This window comes from Burkholderia sp. SR8, assembly GCF_052851275.1.
Genome location: NZ_JAULUC010000041.1, coordinates 21,093 through 39,828, shown reverse-complemented (window position 1 = coordinate 39,828; position 18,736 = coordinate 21,093). Strand labels below are relative to the sequence as shown.

14 protein-coding genes and 1 tRNA gene are annotated in these 18,736 nt (G+C 67.7%); 7 read left to right on the top strand and 8 right to left on the bottom strand.

The window, feature by feature from the left end; all coding sequences use genetic code 11:
* Nucleotides 1-182: 182 nt before the first annotated feature.
* Both Q3A80_RS30585 and Q3A80_RS30580 read left to right on the top strand, forming a co-directional pair.
* Complete coding sequence (locus Q3A80_RS30585) at nt 183-527, top strand: DUF4212 domain-containing protein (RefSeq protein WP_446332513.1); 345 nt, start codon at nt 183-185, stop codon at nt 525-527.
* A gap of 3 nt (nt 528-530) precedes the next feature.
* On the top strand, nt 531-2,546 hold the full coding sequence (locus Q3A80_RS30580) for a sodium:solute symporter family protein (RefSeq protein ID WP_446332512.1): 2,016 nt from the start codon (nt 531-533) through the stop codon (nt 2,544-2,546).
* A gap of 97 nt (nt 2,547-2,643) precedes the next feature.
* Here the strand turns inward: Q3A80_RS30580 and Q3A80_RS30575 are convergent.
* Both Q3A80_RS30575 and Q3A80_RS30570 read right to left on the bottom strand, forming a co-directional pair.
* Nucleotides 2,644-2,734 (bottom strand) — tRNA-Ser (locus Q3A80_RS30575).
* Nucleotides 2,735-2,848: 114 nt separating this feature from the next.
* Complete coding sequence (locus Q3A80_RS30570) at nt 2,849-5,005, bottom strand: TonB-dependent receptor (RefSeq protein ID WP_446332511.1); 2,157 nt, start codon at nt 5,003-5,005, stop codon at nt 2,849-2,851.
* A 386-nt stretch (nt 5,006-5,391) separates the two neighbouring features.
* Between Q3A80_RS30570 and Q3A80_RS30565 the strand changes: the two genes are divergently transcribed.
* Nucleotides 5,392-6,012: an HAD family hydrolase gene (locus tag Q3A80_RS30565; RefSeq protein ID WP_446332510.1), complete on the top strand. Its 621-nt coding sequence runs from the start codon at nt 5,392-5,394 to the stop codon at nt 6,010-6,012.
* Nucleotides 6,013-6,073: 61 nt separating this feature from the next.
* Here the strand turns inward: Q3A80_RS30565 and Q3A80_RS30560 are convergent, their stop codons facing one another.
* Nucleotides 6,074-7,204 carry a fatty acid desaturase gene (locus tag Q3A80_RS30560; protein ID WP_446332509.1) on the bottom strand — a complete coding sequence of 377 codons (1,131 nt, stop codon included), beginning with the start codon at nt 7,202-7,204 and terminating at the stop codon, nt 6,074-6,076.
* Between the two features lie 246 nt (nt 7,205-7,450).
* On the opposite strand from Q3A80_RS30560, the gene Q3A80_RS30555 reads away from it, so the two are divergent.
* Complete coding sequence (locus Q3A80_RS30555; RefSeq protein ID WP_446332508.1) at nt 7,451-8,488, top strand: AraC family transcriptional regulator; 1,038 nt, start codon at nt 7,451-7,453, stop codon at nt 8,486-8,488.
* Between the two features lie 84 nt (nt 8,489-8,572).
* Here the strand turns inward: Q3A80_RS30555 and Q3A80_RS30550 are convergent, their stop codons facing one another.
* The 5 genes from Q3A80_RS30550 to cysD form a co-directional block, all read right to left on the bottom strand.
* Nucleotides 8,573-9,622 carry a lactonase family protein gene (locus Q3A80_RS30550; RefSeq protein WP_446332507.1) on the bottom strand — a complete coding sequence of 350 codons (1,050 nt, stop codon included), beginning with the start codon at nt 9,620-9,622 and terminating at the stop codon, nt 8,573-8,575.
* Nucleotides 9,609-10,970, bottom strand: a complete 1,362-nt coding sequence (locus Q3A80_RS30545) for an MFS transporter (protein WP_446332506.1) — start codon at nt 10,968-10,970, stop codon at nt 9,609-9,611. The genes Q3A80_RS30550 and Q3A80_RS30545 overlap by 14 nt, the downstream gene beginning before the upstream one ends.
* Nucleotides 10,971-11,267: 297 nt before the next feature.
* A complete protein-coding gene (locus Q3A80_RS30540) occupies nt 11,268-12,455 on the bottom strand; it encodes a helix-turn-helix transcriptional regulator (protein ID WP_446332505.1) in 1,188 nt (395 codons plus the stop codon).
* 118 nt (nt 12,456-12,573) lie between these two features.
* Entirely contained in the window at nt 12,574-14,496 is a 1,923-nt protein-coding gene (gene cysN, locus Q3A80_RS30535; RefSeq protein ID WP_446332504.1) for a sulfate adenylyltransferase subunit CysN, read from the bottom strand.
* Nucleotides 14,496-15,461, bottom strand: a complete 966-nt coding sequence (cysD, locus tag Q3A80_RS30530; RefSeq protein WP_446332514.1) for a sulfate adenylyltransferase subunit CysD — start codon at nt 15,459-15,461, stop codon at nt 14,496-14,498. Before cysD ends, cysN begins: the two co-directional genes overlap by 1 nt.
* A gap of 144 nt (nt 15,462-15,605) precedes the next feature.
* On the opposite strand from cysD, the gene Q3A80_RS30525 reads away from it, so the two are divergent.
* Genes Q3A80_RS30525 through Q3A80_RS30515 form a run of 3 tightly spaced genes read left to right on the top strand, consistent with a single transcriptional unit; the run spans nt 15,606 to nt 18,736 of the window.
* Nucleotides 15,606-16,715: a DUF1214 domain-containing protein gene (locus tag Q3A80_RS30525; protein WP_446332503.1), complete on the top strand. Its 1,110-nt coding sequence runs from the start codon at nt 15,606-15,608 to the stop codon at nt 16,713-16,715.
* Nucleotides 16,712-17,905, top strand: a complete 1,194-nt coding sequence (locus Q3A80_RS30520; protein WP_446332502.1) for a sulfotransferase family protein — start codon at nt 16,712-16,714, stop codon at nt 17,903-17,905. Before Q3A80_RS30525 ends, Q3A80_RS30520 begins: the two co-directional genes overlap by 4 nt.
* A gap of 39 nt (nt 17,906-17,944) precedes the next feature.
* The gene (locus tag Q3A80_RS30515) at nt 17,945-18,736 is read left to right on the top strand and encodes an SDR family oxidoreductase (RefSeq protein WP_446332501.1); all 792 of its coding nucleotides are present in this window, start codon (nt 17,945-17,947) and stop codon (nt 18,734-18,736) included.

The following is an 18,736-nucleotide window of genomic DNA, read 5'->3' as shown; positions in this document are numbered from 1 at the left end:
TCTGCTGCGCTCGCTCGCGAAGGGCGAGGCGATCACGCAGGACACGTCCACGCTCGAGAATCCGGCGATTCTCGAGCAGCTCGCCGAAGTGCGCTGAGCGTACCGGTTGCGCGCGCGGCGCGCACGAGCCCCTGCGCGGCAATCCCGATTGCCCGCGCAGGGGCTTTTTGCTAAATAACGGCATGACCGTTCCGTCCCGTCCGGCGCCTGTCGCGCCGCCGCCCGTACCCGAACCGCTCGCGCGTGCTCACGCGCGCTATTGGCGCTTCAATGTCGTGCTGATCGTGGTGCTGATGGCGATCGGCTTCTCCGTGTCGTTCGTCGTGCCGTTCTTCGCACCCGCGCTCGCGCGCATCCGTTTCGCCGGTTTCAGCCTGCCGTTCTATGTCGGCGCGCAGGGCGCGATTCTCGTGTACCTCGTGCTGATCGTCGTGTACATCGGGCTGATGCAGCGCGCGGACCGCACGCTGCGGCGCGCGTACGACGACCATGCCGCGCAGGCGGCCGACGCGCACCGTGCGCGCTGATCCATGCTGACGCATCGACTGATTCGCGCGTACGCGCTCTATACGCTTGGCTTTCTCGGCTTCGTGCTGCTGCTGTGGCGGATCGAGCGCGCGACCTGTTCCGGCGTGTGGATCGGCTATGTGTTCCTGTTCGTGCCGATCGCCGTGTATGCGGTGATCGGGCTGCTGTCGCGCACGTCCGATCTCGTCGAATACTACGTGGCCGGGCGACGCGTGCCGTCCGCGTTCAACGGGATGGCGACGGCGGCCGACTGGCTGTCGGCCGCATCGTTCATCGGTCTCGCCGGCTCGCTTTACGCGACCGGCTACGATGCGCTCGCGTACGTGATGGGGTGGACGGGCGGCTTCTGCCTCGTCGCGTTCCTGCTTGCGCCCTACGTGCGCAAGCTCGCGCGCTACACGATTCCCGATTTCCTCGGCACGCGCTTTTCGAGCACCGCCGTGCGCGCGCTCGCGGCCGGTGCGGCGATCCTGTGTTCGTTCGTGTATCTGGTCGCGCAGATCCAGGGGATCGGCCTGATCGCGACGCGCTTCATCGGCGTCGATTTTGCGATCGGCATCTTCTGCGGGCTCGCGGGCATTCTCGTGTGCTCGTTTCTTGGCGGGATGCGCGCGGTCACGTGGACGCAGGTCGCGCAATACATCATCCTGATCAGCGCGATCCTGATACCCGTGTCGCTGATCGCGATGAAGAACGGGCTCGGGCCGGTGCCGCAGTTCAATTACGGCAAGCTGATGGAACGCGTGGCGGCGCGCGAGGCGCAGGTGCGCGACGCAGCCGAGGAGCAGCAGGTGCGCGATGCGTATCGCCGGCAGGCCGCGATCATCCAGACGCAGCTCGATCGCCTGCCCGGATCGTATGCGGACGCACGCCGGCAACTCGTCGAACAGCTCGCGGACCTGCGGCGCCACAACGGACCGCTGCGCGAGATCAACCAGCGCGAGCGCGAGCTGGCCGACTTCCCGCGCGATCCGACGGCCGCGCGGGTGGCCTGGATCCAGGCGCGCGACGATCTGCTCGCGCGGGCCGAGCCGCCGGTGCCGATGCACGAACCGTTTCCTGCCGCGAACGACGACGAGCGCAAACCGCGCGAGCGGAATTTTCTCGCGCTGCTGCTGTGCCTGTCGCTCGGCACCGCGAGCCTGCCGCACATTCTCACGCGTTACAACACGACGACGTCGGTTGCATCCGCGCGGCGCTCGGTCGGCTGGACGCTGTTCTTCATCGCGCTGTTCTATCTGAGCGTGCCGGTGCTGGCGGTGATGATCAAGTACGAGATACTCGCGAACCTCGTCGGGCGGCCGATCGCCGAGCTGCCCGCGTGGGTCACACAGTGGCATCACTTCGAGCCCGACCTGATCAGCGTCGTCGAGGTGATTCGCGACGGCATCGTCCACTGGTCGGAAATCCAGATGCAGCCGGACATGGTCGTGCTGGCCGCGCCGGAAATCGCGGGCTTGCCGTATGTCGTGTCGGGGTTGATCGCGGCGGGGGCGCTGGCGGCTGCGCTGTCGACTGCGGACGGGTTGTTGCTGACGATCGCGAATGCGCTGTCGCACGATGTCTATTACTGCATGGTCGCGCCCGATGCGTCGAGCCAGCGGCGCGTGACGATCTCCAAGGTGCTGCTGCTTGGTGTCGCGCTGTTCGCGTCGTATGTCGCGTCGCTCAATACCGGGAAGATCTTGTTTCTCGTTGGCGCGGCGTTCTCGCTTGCGGCTTCGAGCTTCTTTCCGGTGCTCGTGCTCGGCGTGTTCTGGAAACGCACGACGACGCGCGGTGCGATCGCCGGGATGGTGACGGGGCTCGCCGTTTGTGTGTATTACATCGTGTCGACGTATCCGTATTTCACGCAGCTCACCGGGTTTGCCGGGAAGACGTGGTTCGGGATCGAGCCGATCAGTTCAGGCGTGTTCGGGGTGCCGGCAGGGTTTGCGGTGGCGATCGTCGTCAGTCTGGTCGATCGGCAGCCGGATGAGTATACGCGGGCGTTGGTGGATTACATTCGGCATCCGTGATGCCGACACGGCCGGAATGCACGGGGCACCTGGTTCGGGGACGGAGCGTGCGGCGGCCCGCAAATGAAAATGCCCGCTGGCGCGGGCATTCGGATTCTGGCGGAGAGAGGGGGATTCGAACCCCCGATAGGCGATTAACCTATACACGCTTTCCAGGCGTGCGACTTAAACCACTCATCCATCTCTCCGGAAGACCGAGAGTATAGCAAACTCTGGCGGCGGGCCGCCACTCCCTTCGACAATGGCCCGGGAACCGGCCGAAATCCCGCCACCGCGCTCGGAGCGGCGGGCTTTCCGCCGCGTCAGAAGTCGGTCGTCATCGACAGCCACACCGAGCGCGGAGCGCCCTGCGTCAGGTACCCGCCGATCGTCGACGACCAGTACGACTTGTTCGCGACGTTGCGCACAGTCGCGCGGAACGTCGTCTTCCTGCCGAACAGCTCGGTCGCGTAACGCGCGCCGACATCGAAGCGATCCCAGGCCGGAATCGACATCGTGTTCGCGACGTCGAGATATTGCGGCCCGGTATGGATCCACCGAGCGGTCAACGTGAGGCCATGCAGCGCCGGCACGTCGTATTCGGCGCCCGCGTTGAGCAGGAACGACGGCACGCCGATCGGCCGGTTGCCGTCGTTCGTGCCGCCGGCCGTGTTCTGCAGCGTCGCGTTCAGGTACGTCGCACCGGCGATCAAACGCACACCCTTCCACGGTTCGCCGTACACGGCCGTCTCGAGGCCGCGATGGCGCTGCGTGCCGTCTGCGCCGAACACGTTCGACGACGGATCGGTGTATGCCATCGGTTTCTCGATCTGGAACACCGCGAGCGACGCGCCACCTTTGTTCGTGTCGTAGCGAATGCCGGCCTCGACCTGCTTCGACCGGTACGGCGACAGCGACTGCCCCGCGTTGCGCGCGGTGCTCGGCGCGGTTTCGCCCTGGGCGAGCGCCTCGCTGCGGTTCGCGAAGATCGACACGTTCTGCCACGGCTTCACCACGAGGCCGAACACGGGCGTCGTGATCGCGTCGCTGTACGTCGACGATACCGCGCCCGTGTAGTCGAAATTGTCGACCGAGATCGATTGGCGGCGCGCACCGATCGTGAACAGCACGCGATCGTTCAGAAAGCCGAGCGTGTCGGACACGGCGACGCTGCGCAGCCACGTCTTCATCGTCGTACCCGGATCGCTCATGTCACCGCCCGCGTAGGCCGTAGGCGGAAACGCGACAGGCGACGGGTCGTAGAGCGTCGTCGGGAACGCGCTCGACATCGTGTACGCGGACTGGCTGTCGATGCGGATGAACGATGCGCCGAACGTCACGAAATGCGACACCGGGCCGGTCGTGAAGCGGCCGCGCACGCCGGCTTCGGTCGACTGCGCGTCTTCCTTGTGCGGCACGCTCAGCCGCGAGCCAGTCGTGCCGGACGACGAGTAGGTCGGCGTGTAGTAGTCGCCGTGCTCGTTCGTATGGCGTGCGCCGGCGGCGACATAGGCGGTCCACGCGGGCAGGAAGTCGTATTCGGCGCGCACGATCCCGACGGTGTCCTCGAGTTCGCTGAAGCTCCACGGCTGCGCGTAGTTGTGCGTGGCCGAAGGCACGGCCGGCAACTGGCTGCCGCTGACGAGCACGACGGGACGGCCGGCGTCGATCCGCTGCCGCTGATACAGGAAGTCGCCGTAGACGCGCAGCTTGTCGCCGCGCCAGTCGAGCGACACGGCCGTCACGTTGTTGCGGCGGCGCTCGTCGTCGACGGCCGAATCGCCGCCGCCGATGGACTGGTTCACGCGTACGCCGAACTGGCCTTCGCTGCCGAAGCGGCGCCCGACGTCGACGTGCGTGCCGAGGGAGCCGGACACCGCACCGTCGACGGTCACGCGCGTGAGCGGCTTGTCGTCCGCGCGCTTCAGCTGCAGGTTCACGCCGCCGCCGATCGCGGAACCGTTCGGCGCCGCGCCGTTCAGGAATGCGTTCGCCCCCTTGAACACGTCGACGCGTTCGATCGCGTCGGTCTCGACGAGCTGCCGCGGCGTGATGCCGTACAGGCCGTTCAGCGACACGTCGTCGCCGGTCAGCTCGAAGCCGCGGATCACGAACACCTGCGAGTAGTTGCCGTATCCGGACGCGCTGCGCACGGCGGGGTCGTTGTCGAGCACGTCGGCGAGCGTGCGCGCCTGCTGGTCCTCGATCAGTTTCGACGTGTAGGTCGTCATGCTGAACGGCACGTCGCTGGCGTTTTGCCGGCCGAGCACGCCGAAATCCGCGCCGCGCGCGACCTGGCCGCCCGCATATGTGGGCGCGAGATCACCGGGCAGCGGTTCGGCCGTGCCGGTCACGTTGATCGACGGCAGGACGGCGGAGTCCGCGGTCTGTGCGAGTGCGGCGCCCGGAAGCGCGCAGGCCAGCGCGATACCGAACGCGATCGGCGTAAGACGCCGGACAGGGAATGTTGATGTCGACATGGGACGCAAAACGGATGTGGTCGGGTAGTCCGTCCCAGGGCGGCAAGTCGGAATCCGGGCGGAGGGGCGGGTCCGTGCTGTCGCGGACGCCATATTCGATATGGGCGCGGAGTTTAACGCAAACGAGAATCATTGTCATTTGATAATGAGACGTGTCTCTATTTGGGAAATGACTCGGGAAGGTACGCGATTCGGGACGGGCAGCAGTGGGGTGACGTTTCGGCGCGCGGGTGGGGCGGGTTGCGGGACGGGGAAATGACGCCGCGCCGGCCGTGTGTCGGCGGCAGTGAGCCGAGGCTCGCGGCGACGCGCGTTGCGATCGACGGGGTCGCGATGACCGGCGAGTCTGCTATCTTCCCGGCATCTCAAGGCTTCCCGGCTTCTCCATGACCGACCGCATCGTCGCCGCATTCGATTTCGACGGCACCATCACGACCGCCGACAGTTTCCGTCATTTCGTCCGCTACGCAGTCGGCACACCGCGTTTCGCGTGGGCCGGCCTGCGCGCGCTGCCCTGGCTCGTCGCGATGAAGGCGGGCCTGCTGTCGCGCGGCGAAGCGAAGGCGAAGTTCGCGTGGTTCGCGTTCGGGCCGGTTCGCGAGGACGCGCTCGACGCACTGGCGCGCCGCTTCGTCGACGACTATCTGCCGAACCTCGTGCGTCCGGACATGCTGGAACGCGTGCGCGAGCATCAGGCGCGCGGGCACGAAGTCGTGCTGGTCAGCGCGTCGCCGTCGCTGTATCTCGAGAAGTGGGCGAAGACGGTCGGCATCGACACGGTCCTTGCGACGCATCTTGCGTTCGAGCGCGGCACGTTCACCGGGCGGCTGAACGGCGAGAACTGCTGGGGGCCGCAGAAGGTGGTGCGTCTGCGCGGCTGGTGGGGAAGCCGGCCGCCGAGCCGACTGTTCGCGTACGGCGACAGCCGCGGCGACAAGGAAATGGCCGAACTCGCGAACCGCGCATGGATTCGCGGTCACGGACCGATGCTGCCGATCGGCGACTGACACCCACATATGAAGGCGTGGCGGGAACGGCGCGCCGGCACGCCGCCGCACGCACCTGCCGTTATGCGTCGACCCGATGTCCGCCGCGCGTGGCGCGAACCGCGCGAACCGCGCGAACCGGCCGATACGCGCCCCAGCGATTCGCGCGCCTGAACGTGCCGACATCGTTGAACCGCACACCGACTTCGCGCAGTGCCGCATGCGCGGTGCGCGCGGTCAGTTGCCGGATGTAGAACGGGTCGCGCACCACGAAGTGATGAATCGCGTGCGTGCTGCCGAAGTTGAAGCAGAACAGCTGGAACGGCAGCATCCACCACGGGTTGAGCACCTGCGTCTGCTGGATCACGTTGCGCGAATCGATGTCGCCGAAGTAATGCATGTTCGAGCTGACGAAGTTGATGCAGAAGCTGCGCACGAAGTTCGGCCCGAGCCACACGACCGCGAGAAAATCGACGACGCTCATCGCGCGGTCGACGCTTGCCGGCACGGTCACCGCATGGCCGACTGCATGCAGCGCGAACAGTCCGGCGTGGTAGACGATGAACGCGTGCCACAGCGCGTAATACACGTGTCCGATCGGCATGTAGGACGACACCTGCTCGATGCGCAACCGTGCCCGTTCTGCCGCATCCTGCACCGGCTGCGCGGCCACATACCGCCTGACCTTGCGGCGCATCGCGTCGGGCCGCAGCACGACGGCGAGCATCCCGTCCGCGATCATCAGCAGCCGCTTCACGCCCCAGCGTTCGCCGTTGGTGATGCCGAATTCCTCGAGATCCGATTCGCCGCCCGACACCTTGTGGTGATGCAGGTGCATGCGCCGCCGCGTCCACGGGTTGATCGTGCCCGGCCGCGTGAGCCAGCACAGCGCCATCATCAGGTGATAGGCCCACGGCGTCTTCTTGAAGTACATCAGGTGAATCAGGTCGTGCTCGAGTTCGTGGATCAGCGACGTGACGAACGCGGCAAGCGGCAGCGCGACGTACCAAGCGATCGCGCCGCGCGCATACAGCCACGCGATCGCGAGCATCGCGCCGACCGATACGGCCATCACGGTCGCGCCGACGAGGTTCTGGTTGTCGAGCAGCGGAAAGCGCGCGCGGATCGCGTCGCTCGCGGCATTGACCTCGCGGCGGACATACGCGACCTTGTCGGCGTCGTGGCGAAAGACGGTTCGTGCGGGTGGGTTCATCGACCGGAATCCGTGCGGAAAGAGTGGAGCAGTGGGGCGCAATGCCGATGTGACAAGCATAGGTGCGCGCGGCAGCGCACGCGAGAGCCGCCGGTGCCAATGACGGTGTCATTTCGGGCCACGTTTGGCGCGCCGTTGGACGGCGCGCCGGCCACCTGCGCGGTGCCGTCCGGCTAGAGGGCCGCCGTGGTGTCATTGCGGGCCAGCGACGCTACAATCCGCCGAAACCGCTCCGGAGTCCGCCGCATGGCCCTGTCCGTCCCGGATGCCGCGCGCCAGCTGAACAAGGCGACGGTATCGTCCGCGTATGCGTTGTTCATGCTGATGCTCGCCGAGGAGCGCGGCATCGACGCGGGCCGCATCCTCGCCGGGTCGGGCGTCGCGCGCGACCGGCTCGCGCAGCCCGACGCACGGATCACGCCGCTGCAACAGGCGGCGATCGTGTTCAACCTGCTGGACGCGACGGGCGATCCGTCGATCGCGATCGAGATCGGCCTGCGCAGCAGCCTCACGAAATCCGGGCTGATCGGCTTCGGGCTGATGAGTTGCGCGACGCTCGGCGAAGCGATCACGCTCGGCATCCGCTACCTGCCGACGCGCGTGCCGTTCTTTTCGGTGCGGCTCACGAAGCTCGACGGGATCGTCGACATCGATGTGCTCGAGGCGTTTCCGCTCGGCCGGCTGCGTGAGTTCGCGGTGGAGAACTTCCTGGTCGAGACGGCGATCCTGTTCAACTCGCTGCTCGATCCCGCGCCGGGGCGCACGCTGCAGTCGCGCGCCGAGCTGCATTTCGAATGGCCGGAACCGCCGTGGTTCGAGCGCTATCGTGCGCGCTTGCCGCGCTGTCATTTCAATGCGAGCGCGAACCGCATCCGCTGCGACGCCGCGCTGCTCGACGAGCCGATCGGCACCGCGAACGCGCAGACCGCGCAAATGATCGTCCAGCAGTGCGAGGCCGAGCTCGCGCGGCTCGGCTATGCGGAAAGCATCGTCGAGCGCGTGCGCAACCTGCTGATCTGCGGTGACGCCGGTTATCCGTCGGTGGACGACGTCGCGCGCGAGCTGCACGTGTCGACACGCACGTTGAAGCGCAAGCTTGCGGAATTCGGCGCGACCTATTCGGCGCTGCTCGACGAGATCCGGCTACGCGATGCGCTGCGGTTGCTCGAGGGCACGCACCTGTCGATCGACGAGATCGCGGCGCGGGTCGGCTATACCGATCGCGCGAACTTCACGCGTGCGTTCAGGCGCTGGACCGGCGTCGCGCCGAGCGAGCGGCGCTGACGGCGGGAAGGGCGCGTGCGGGCCGCTTGCGTTGCGCGCCCGGTACCGATCGCGCAATCAAGCGATCACGCGATCCCACGACGATCAGACGATTGTCACCCAGTTCGCCCCGCGCCCGCCGGCCACGCGCGCGTGCAACGCAAGCGTGCCGTCGTCCGGCGCGATCGCGTAGACCGACACGTATTCCGACTGCTCGCCGCACGCGACGAGCCAGCGTCCCGACGGATCGATCGCGAAGCCGCGCGGCTGCGTTTCGGTGGGCGTCGCGTGCGCGGGGTCGAACGTACCGTCCGCCGCGCGGCGATAGCAGAGCAACTGGCTCGACGTGCGTTCGCTGACGTACGCGAAGCGCTCGTCGGGCGTCAGATGGAGATCGGCGGCCCAGACGGAAGGCTCCGTCGGCGCGGGCGGCCGCGCATGGCCTTGCGCAAGGCCGGCGACGGCGGAGTGACGTGCGCTGACCCGTGCGTCGCCCAGGCGGCCGCTCGCGGCATCGCGCGCGAAGCGCGCGAGCGTCCCCTGGAATTCGCTGACCACGACGAGCGCCCGGCCGTCGTCCGCAAAGCGCAGATGACGCGGCCCGAAGCCGCCCGGCACGCGCGTTTCGCCGTGCTCGACCGCGCGCAGGCCGCCGGCATCCTCGACCAGCGCAAACGTGAAGATCCGGTCCGAACCGAGCGAACTGACGTACGCGAACCGGTTGTCGGGCGACACGATCGCCGCATGCGCGTTCGCGATGCCGTCCGCGACCTGCAGCGGCGCGCCGTCGCCGTCGCGTACGCGCGCGGCATCGTAGACGCTCAGCGAACTGCCGCCGTACGATGCGCCGAGCAGCCAGCGGCCGCTGCGGTCGAGCGACAGATACGCATGGCTTGCGTCGATCGCGGTCGCGCCGATGCGGGCGAACGTGCCGGTACCGGGCGCGACGCGGAATGCGACGATCGTCGGCTGTTCGCCGCGTGTCGCGACGTACAGCCGCGCACGATCGGGCTGCACGGCGATCGGCATCGCGGCGTCGCCGGCCGGGTAGCGGGCGAGCGGCGCGAGCGCGCCGTCGGGCGCGAGCGAGAACGTGGCGAGGTCGCCGTCGACGGCATTGGAGACGACGACGGTCAGGCGGTCAGTGTTCGGCATGGCGGAGCATCGCGGTGTTCGTGAAGGACTCGTCGGCCGGCAGGCCGCGCGGCGGATCGCTGCGCCGGTGCGTGCGCGCGAACAGCGCGGCGACTGCGGCGACGAGGGACGCGATCGCGAGCGCATACAGGCCGCCCGTGATCGAACCCGTATGTTGCTTCAGATAGCCGAAGGCCGTCGGCGCGACGAAGCCGCCGAGGTTGCCGATCGAGTTGATCAGCGCGATCACGGCAGCGGCGACCCGCGTGTCGAGGTAGCCCTGCGGGATCGGCCAGAACAGCGACGATGCGGCCTTGAAGCCGAGCGCGGCGAAGCAGATCGACGCGAACGACCACACGGGATCGTGCGACGTCGACGCGAACAGTCCGCATGCGGCCAGCACGAGCGCGCACGACAGCCAGCGCTGCGGATGCTTCCACTTCGAGGACAGTACCGCGAAGCCATACATCGCGCCGATCGCGATCATCCACGGGATCGTGTTGTACAGCCCGACCTGGAAATCGGTGAGGCCGCCCATCTTGCGGATGATCGTCGGCAGCCAGAAGGTCGCCGCGTAGATCGTCAGCTGGATCGAGAAATACAGGAAGCAGAACAGCACGATCTGCGGGTCGCGCAGCAGCGTCGCCGCCGACACGTGCACCTTCGAGCGCACGTCGCGCGTCGCACGTTCTTCATCGAGCGCATTCTGGAGCGCCGTGCGCTCTTCCGCGCTGAGCCACGTCGCATCGCGGATGTGCGATTTCAGCAGCAACCAGCTCGCGCCGCACAGCGCGACCGAGAACAGCCCTTCGACCAGGAACATCCATTGCCAGCCCTGCAGGCCGAAGCCGTGGATCGACAGCAGTGCGCCGGTCACGGGCCCGGACAGCACCGACGCGAACGCGGAGCCGCCGAGGAAGATCGCCATCGCCTTGCCGCGTTCCTGCGGCGGCAGCCATTGCGACAGGTACAGCACGACGCCGGGGAAGAAGCCGGCCTCGGCCGCGCCGAGCAGGAAGCGCAGCACGTAGAACGACGTGTCGTTCCACACGAACGCCATCGCGGCGGCGACGATGCCCCACGTCGCCATGATCCGCGCAAGCCAGATGCGCGCGCCGTAGCGCTGCATCAGCAGGTTCGACGGGACTTCGAACAGCGCGTAGCCGACGAAGAACAGGCCCGCGCCGAGCCCGTATGCGGCCGCGCCGATACCGATCGACGCTTCGAGGTGGCGGTCGACGAAGCCGACGTTCACGCGGTCGATGTAGTTCGCGATGAACATGATCAGCACGAGCGGCAGCACGTGCCACTTCACTTTGGAAACGGCGGACGCGAGCGGGTCGCGGCCGGGCAGGGCGGGGGTGGTCAACGGGAGTCTCCGGTCGGATGGCGCACGGGGCGGCGGCCCGTGTTGGCGTACAGATGGCGATGTAAGTAGTATGTCGTCGTATGACATGGTACGCCCGAGAGGGGCCGATGGCGTCACGGGTTAACCCGGAATATGCTCAAATATTGGGGAATATCAGGCGTTCGGCCGCGCGCGTCTTAACATCTGATGACGTATGACATCGGCAGCCTCATCTGCAAGCGCGGTGCGCCGGCCACGCCAGGCTGGCGAAGGATTTACGGTTGCCAGCGGTCGGCCCGCGTCCCGGGCCGGACGCCGCTATGCGATCGACACGACGCTGTTCAGCAGCATTTTCACGAGGACGGCCTGCCGCGTCGCACCGGTCTTAGCGAAGATCCCGCGCAAGTGCGCGCGAGCGGTGTTCTTCGTGATGCCGGTCGCGGCGGCCGCTTCGTCGAGCGTCAAGCCGTCGACGAGCAGCAGCGCGATCTCGGTTTCCATCGGCGTGAGCCGAAAGAGCCGATGCAGCATGTCGCGCGACGTGTGCGGCGACGACGCCGGATCGCGGACGAACACCGCGACGGCCGGCCGGTGCCGGCGGTCCTCCGCGCCGCGATAGGGCGCGAGCGGGCGCAGCAGCACGTTCAGGGGCGTGGCGCCGCCGGGGCGCGACAGCGTGGTGGCCTCGATGCGCGCGAGCGCGCCCGCGCGGAAATGCTCGAGCGCGGCTTGCAGCGCCTTCTGCAGCCGGCGCTCGTCGAGCGGGCACGACGCATGGAGCCGCGTCTGGCGCAGGCACAGGCCGTCCTGCTGCTCGATCAGCCGCTCGGCGATGCGGTTGTACTTGATCACGCGGCCGTCCTCGTCGAGGATCGCGGTGCCGACGTCGAGGCGATCGACGGTGCCCGCGTACAGCGCGCGCTCGGCGTCGAGCACGTCGAGCGCCGCATGCAGTTCGACCGCGCGCTGCAGATGCGGCAGCAGCGTCGCGACCTGCGCGCGTTCGGCCGCGTCGAAATCGCGCGCGCGATGCGGGCGGCTCACGAACAGCGCGCACTCGACGCCGCGTTCGCCGCGCAGGTTCGCGCCGAGAATGAAGCGCAGGTCGAGCGGCTGCAGGTATTGCCGGTAGAAGTCGTGCACGCACCAGCGCGCGGCGCCGAACAGGCCGTCGGCGGTGAACACCTGGCCGGGCGGCTGATCGAGAAACGGGCACAGCGCGTAGAACTGCTCGCTGTACGACGGCTCGCCGGGCAGCAGCGGACCGTGGGCCGATGCATTGATGATGAGCCCGCGCCGCGAGCCGCCGGGATTGCGCAGCACGAGCGTCGCGAAGCTCGCATCGAGCCGCGCGCGCATCGCTTCGAGAAAGCCCGCCCACGGCGTCGTTTCCGATGGCCCCTGATAGACGAGCCCGAGCCACGCGCTGAGCTCGCGGGCCGTCCATCCCGCATCGTCGAAGCCGTCGTGCGCGGCCGTGTCGCCGGGCGCCAGCGCGATCCGCATGCTCGTGTTCTCCCGGGTCGGATATGAATGCTTCCGGCCCAGCATACCGGCCCGCCAGCGGCCCGCGTCATCCGAATAGAGTAGACGGCGCGGGCCGTGCCGGCAGCAGGCCCGCGGCTCATGCGTCGCGCTCGCGCAGCAGATACGTGACGATGCGCTCGGCGGCGGCCTCCGGCGACTCGGTGACCGTATCGATGCGCAGCTCCGGTTGCGCGGGCGCCTCGTACGGCGAATCGATGCCGGTGAAGTGCTTCAGCTCGCCGTTGCGCGCCTTCCTGTAGAGACCCTTCGGATCGCGGGCCTCGGCGACCGCGAGCGGCGTGTCGACGAACACTTCGACGAACTCGTCGGGGCCGACCCGCGCGCGCGCCATGTCGCGTTCCGCGCGGAACGGCGAGATGAACGACACGAGCGTGATGAGCCCCGCATCGAGCATCAGCCGCGCGACTTCGGCCACGCGCCGGATGTTCTCCACGCGATCGGCCTCGGTGAAGCCGAGATCGCGGTTCAGCCCGTGCCGCACGTTGTCGCCGTCGAGCAGGTACGTGTGCTTGCCGAGCGCATGCAGCCGCCGCTCGACGAGGTTCGCGATCGTCGACTTGCCGGCGCCCGACAGCCCGGTCAGCCACACGATACGCGGCGTCTGCGCCTTCTGCATCGCGCGCGCGTCGCGATCGACGTCGACGGCCTGCCAGTGCACGTTGTGCGCACGGCGCAGCGCGAAGTGAAGCATCCCGGCACCGATCGTGTCGTTGGTGAAGCGGTCGATCACGATGAAGCCGCCGGTGTGGCGGTTACTGTCGTACGGATCGAACGCGACGGGCCGGTCGAAGCTCAGGTTGCACACGCCGATCTCGTTCAGCGCGAGCGTGCGCGCGGCGAGATGCTCGCGCGTGTTCACGTCGATCTTGTACTTCGGTATCGCACAGGTCGCGCCGACCGTCTGCGTGCCGAGCTTCACGAGATACGGGCGGCCGGGCAGCAGCGGTTCGTCGTGCATCCACACGAGCGTCGCCTCGAACTGGTCGGCCACCTCCGGCGGCGCGTCGGCACGCGCGATCATGTCGCCGCGGCTGATGTCGATTTCGTCGGCGAGCGTGAGTGTCACCGCTTCGCCGGCGCGTGCAACGTCGGCCTCGCCGGCCGGCGTGATCAACGACGCGACACGGCTTTCCCTGCCGGACGGCAGCACGCGCACGCGTTCGCCGACGCGCACTTCGCCCGACGCGATGCTGCCCGCATAGCCGCGGAAGTTCAGGTGCGGGCGGTTGACCCATTGCACGGGCAGCCGGAACGGCTCGTCGCGCGTCACGCGCTCGGCAAGCGGCAGCGTGTCGAGATGCTGCATCAGCGCCGGGCCCGCATACCAAGTCATCCGCGCGCTCGGCGCGATCACGTTGTCGCCGCGCAGCGCGGACATCGGAATGCTGACGATCTCGTCGAGACCGAGTTCGGCCGCGAACGCGCGATAGTCGGCGTCGATCCGTTCGAACACCGCGCGGTCGTAGTCGACGAGGTCCATCTTGTTGATCGCGAGCACGATGCGCTTGATGCCGATCAGCGCGACGAGATGGCTGTGGCGGCGCGTCTGCGTGAGCACGCCCTTGCGCGCATCGATCAGGATCACCGCGAGATCGGCGGTCGATGCGCCGGTGATCATGTTGCGTGTGTACTGCTCGTGACCGGGCGTGTCGGCGACGATGAACTTGCGCCGCGCGGTCGCGAAGAAACGGTACGCGACGTCGATCGTGATCCCTTGCTCGCGTTCGGCCGACAGGCCGTCGACGAGCAGTGCGAAATCGAGATCGCCGCCCTGCGTGCCGACCTTCTTCGAATCGGCCTCGAGCTGGGTCAGCTGGTCGTCGAACAGCATGTTCGACTCGTAGAGCAGGCGGCCGATCAGCGTGCTTTTGCCGTCGTCGACGCTGCCGCAGGTGATGAAGCGCAGCAGGTCCGTCGTCTGCGACTCGTCGGCGCGATTGGGGCGCGTATCGGGTGCCGCGTGCGCGAGCGTGTCCGGCGCGGTGAGTACGTGTGCCATCAGAAATATCCCTCCTGTTTCTTCTTCTCCATCGAACCGGCCGAATCGCTGTCGATCAGCCGCCCCTGGCGTTCGGACGTGCGCGTGTCGCGCATCTCCTGCAGGATGTCGTCGAGCGATGCCGCGTCGCTGTCGATCGCACCGGTCAGCGGATAGCAGCCGAGCGTGCGAAAACGCACGTTGCGCATCTGCGGCACTTCGCCTTCGCGCAATGGCAGGCGTTCGTCGTCGACCATGATCAGCGCGCCGTCGCGCTCGACCACCGGCCGCTCCTTCGCGAAGTAGAGCGGCACGATCGGAATGTCGTGCAGCCTGATGTACTGCCAGATGTCGAGTTCGGTCCAGTTCGAAATCGGGAACACGCGCAGGCTTTCGCCGTTGCGCTTGCGTGCGTTGTACAGCGACCAGAGTTCCGGACGCTGACGCTTCGGGTCCCAGCGATGCTGTTCGGAGCGCAGCGACACGATGCGCTCCTTCGCGCGCGATTTCTCCTCGTCGCGGCGCGCGCCGCCGAACGCGGCGTCGAAACCGTAGTGATCGAGCGCCTGCTTCAGGCCCTGCGTCTTCCACACGTCGGTGTGCACGGCCGAGCCGTGCGTGAACGGATTGATGCCGTTCGCGACACCGTCCGGGTTCACGTGCACGCGCAGGTCGAGGCCGAGGCGCTTGGCCGTTTCGTCGCGGAACGCGATCATCTCGCGGAACTTCCACGTCGTATCGACGTGCAGCAGCGGAAAGGGCGGCTTCGCCGGGTAGAACGCCTTCATCGCGAGATGCAGCATGACCGAGCTGTCCTTGCCGATCGAGTAGAGCATCACCGGGTTTTCGCTTTCGGCGACCACCTCGCGCATGATGTGGATGCTCTCGGCCTCCAGCCGCTCCAAGTGGGTCAACATCGTTCGTCTCCTTGATTCATGCCGGCGCCGCGCGACATGTGCGGCGTTTCGTGCATGACGCCACGGTATCGAGCGAGCGCGGTGGCGCTCTTCGTCCGGGTGGACTAAACCGGCGCCCGGCCGTGCAGCGGATCTGCCCTTAGTCCACCCGGACGAAGTGGCGCGCGGCGGCGGCGCTTAACGTGAGCGCTCGACCATCGGCGGAGACGACACATGACGGACGACACACGCGCCACGCAATTGCTTTCGGGCCAGACCTGGGCCGATTTCTGCGACACCCTGAAACGCAGCGGCGAGCTGATCCTGCGCGCCGACGCGCCGGACGACCCGCTCACGCGCGCGGAAGGATTCCGCTACCTGAGCCGGCTGATGCGCATCGCGCTCGAGATGCACGTGGAATTCGCGGACGGTGCATGGCCCGGCTTCTTCTCGCCGTCGCACGAGACCGCTAAGATCGGCGCGGACAACCCCGACAACCTGTACCAGTACGCGCGCGTCGACGGCCGCTTCGACTATCGCGTGACGGGGCGGCGCGGCACGGTCGCGTACCTGAGCTTCGGCACGCAGAAGGGCGGTTACGAGACGGACGGCAAGATGCTGCAGACGGGCTTTCTCGACGCGAAGCAGCTCGAGGTCGCGCCGGACGGCAGCTTCGAGATCCTGTTGAGCGAAACGCCGCGCGCGGGCAACTGGGTGCGCATGGAGCGCGGCACGAACGCGCTGCTGGTGCGCCAGACCTTTCTCGACCGGCGTGCGGAGACGCCCGCGCAACTGAAGATCGAGCGGATCGGCGCGCACGAGCGCCCGGCGCCGCTCGACCCGCTCGTGCTGCACGGCGGCCTCACGCGTGCTGCGCGGTTCGTCGAGCAGACGTCGAAACTGTTCGCCGACTGGGCCGCGAGCTACGCATCGCACGTGAACGCGCTGCCGCCCGCGGACCAGGCGCTGTGCCAGTCCGTCGGCGGCGATCCGAACATCTATTACTACCACTCGTGCTGGGCGCTCGCGGACGACGAGGCGCTCGTGATCGACGTCGACACGGTGCCCGACTGCGATTTCTGGAACGTGCAGCTCAACAACTACTGGATGGAGTCGCTCGATTACCGGCACTTCGACATCTGCGTGAACAAGCACGGCGCACGATTGAATGCGGACGGCGGCGTGACGGTGGTGGTCGCCGCGGCGCGGCCGGGCGACGCGAACTGGCTCGACACGGCCGGCCATCGCACCGGCACGATCTGCTGGCGCTGGGTCGGCGCCGCGCAGCCCGCGCATCCGCGTACGCGCGTCGTCAAGCTGGCCGCGCTGATGGAGGCCGCATGAACGCGCCGCTCGACACGATCCGCGCGCAGCTCGACGCCGACGGGCTGATTGCCGATGCGGTGGCGCGCACGGGCGGGCTCACCGCATTCGGCGACGGTCCGTATCGCGACGCGCTCGACGTGATGTGCGCATCGCTGATCGACGAAGCGGGGCTGTCCGCGCGCGGCGCGCGGATGATGCGCGAGAAGCTCGTCGGCCAGCTCGCGAACCGGCTCGTCGTCGAGGATTACTTCCGCCGGCATCCGGAGATCGCCGACATCGCGATCGACGATCCGCTCGTGATCGTCGGGCTGCCGCGCACCGGCACGACGCTGCTGCAGCGGCTGCTCGCGGTCGATCCGCGCTTTCATTCGGCCGCGTGGTGGGAAACGCGCTATCCGGCGCCGCTCGCCGGCGAGACGCTCGACGCGCCGGTCGTGCGGATCGCGCGCGCGCAGGCCGAGGTGAAGACGATGATCGACTGCATTCCGCAGATCCTGGCGATCCATCCACTCGACGCGATGCTCGCCGACGAGGAATTCATGCTGATGGAGCATTCGTTCGTGTGCGCGATGGATTCGTACGCGAACGTGCCGCGCTATACGGCGTGGCTCGCGAAGCAGGACCTGACGCCGGTCTATACGTACCTGAAGCGGATGCTGCAGTTCCTGCAGTGGCAGAAGGCGCAGCGCGGCGTCGCGCCGGCGGAGCGCTGGCTGCTGAAGACGCCGCAGCACCTGCATGCGCTCGACGTGCTGTGCCGCGTGTTTCCGCGCGCGCAGGTGGTGCTCACGCATCGCGATCCGGCACAGACGATTCCGTCGATGGCCAGCATGGCGCACACGCTGTGGCAGATGTACGCGGACGATCCGGATCCGCTCGCGGTCGGCGCGCAGTGGAATGCGGGGATGGCGCGTGCGATCGGCGCGGCGATGGCGGCGCGCGATGCGCTGCCGGCCGGACGGTTTCTCGACGTGAGGTTCGAGGACACGGTATCGAATCCGCTCGGCGTCGCGCAAGCGGTGTACCGCTTCGCGGGGATGCCGCTGGATGCGCGGCAGCGCGCGGCGATCACGGAGTGGCTCGCGCGCAACGGCCGCGACAGGCGCGCCGCGCACGACTATTCGATCGCGCGCTTCGGCTTCACCGAAGCGCAACTGGCGCACGACTTCGCCGCGTATCGCGCGCGGCACCTGCAGGCGGCCGGCTGACGGCGCGCCCGCGAGAACCATGACAACCAGGAGACACCCATGCTGCTGAAGGACAAGATCGTCGTGATTTCCGGCATCGGGCCGGGGCTCGGTGTGAAGCTCGCCGTCGAGGCGGCGCGCGAGGGCGCGCGCGGCGTGGTCGTCGCGGCGCGCACGCTGGCGAAGCTCGACGACGCGGAAGCGCGAATCCGCGAACTCGGCGTCGCATGCGACGTGCTGAAGGTTCCGACCGACATCGCCGAGCGCGCGCAGTGTCGCTTGCTGGCGACGCAGGCGGTCGAGCGCTTCGGCCGGATCGACGCGCTCGTGAACAGCGCATTCGTGCACGGCACGTTTCCGGAAGCGGTCGACGAAGCCGATCTGGACGGCTGGCGCACGGTGTTCGATACCAACGTGTTCGGCACGATGACGCTCACGCAGGAAATCGTTCCGCACATGAAGCGGCAGAAGCGCGGCGCGATCGTGATGATCAACACGCAGGCAACCCGCAAGCCGTTTGCAGGGGAAGCGGGTTACGCTGTATCGAAGGGCGCGCTCGCGGTTGCGGCAAAATATCTGGCGCGCGAACTCGGCGTGCACGGCATCCGTGCGAACAGCATCCACATGGGCTGGATGTGGGGCGTGCCAACGCAGACGTATTTCCGGCAAGCGGCCGCCGACTGCGGGATGACCGAGGACGAGATCATCGCGCCGATCGCATCGAACATCGCACTCGCGAAGCTGCCGACCGATGACGACTGCGCGCGCGCGGCGCTGTTCCTCGCGTCGGATTACGCGAACGCGGTGACCGGTGCGACGCTGGATGCGAACGGCGGCGATTTCATGCCCTGA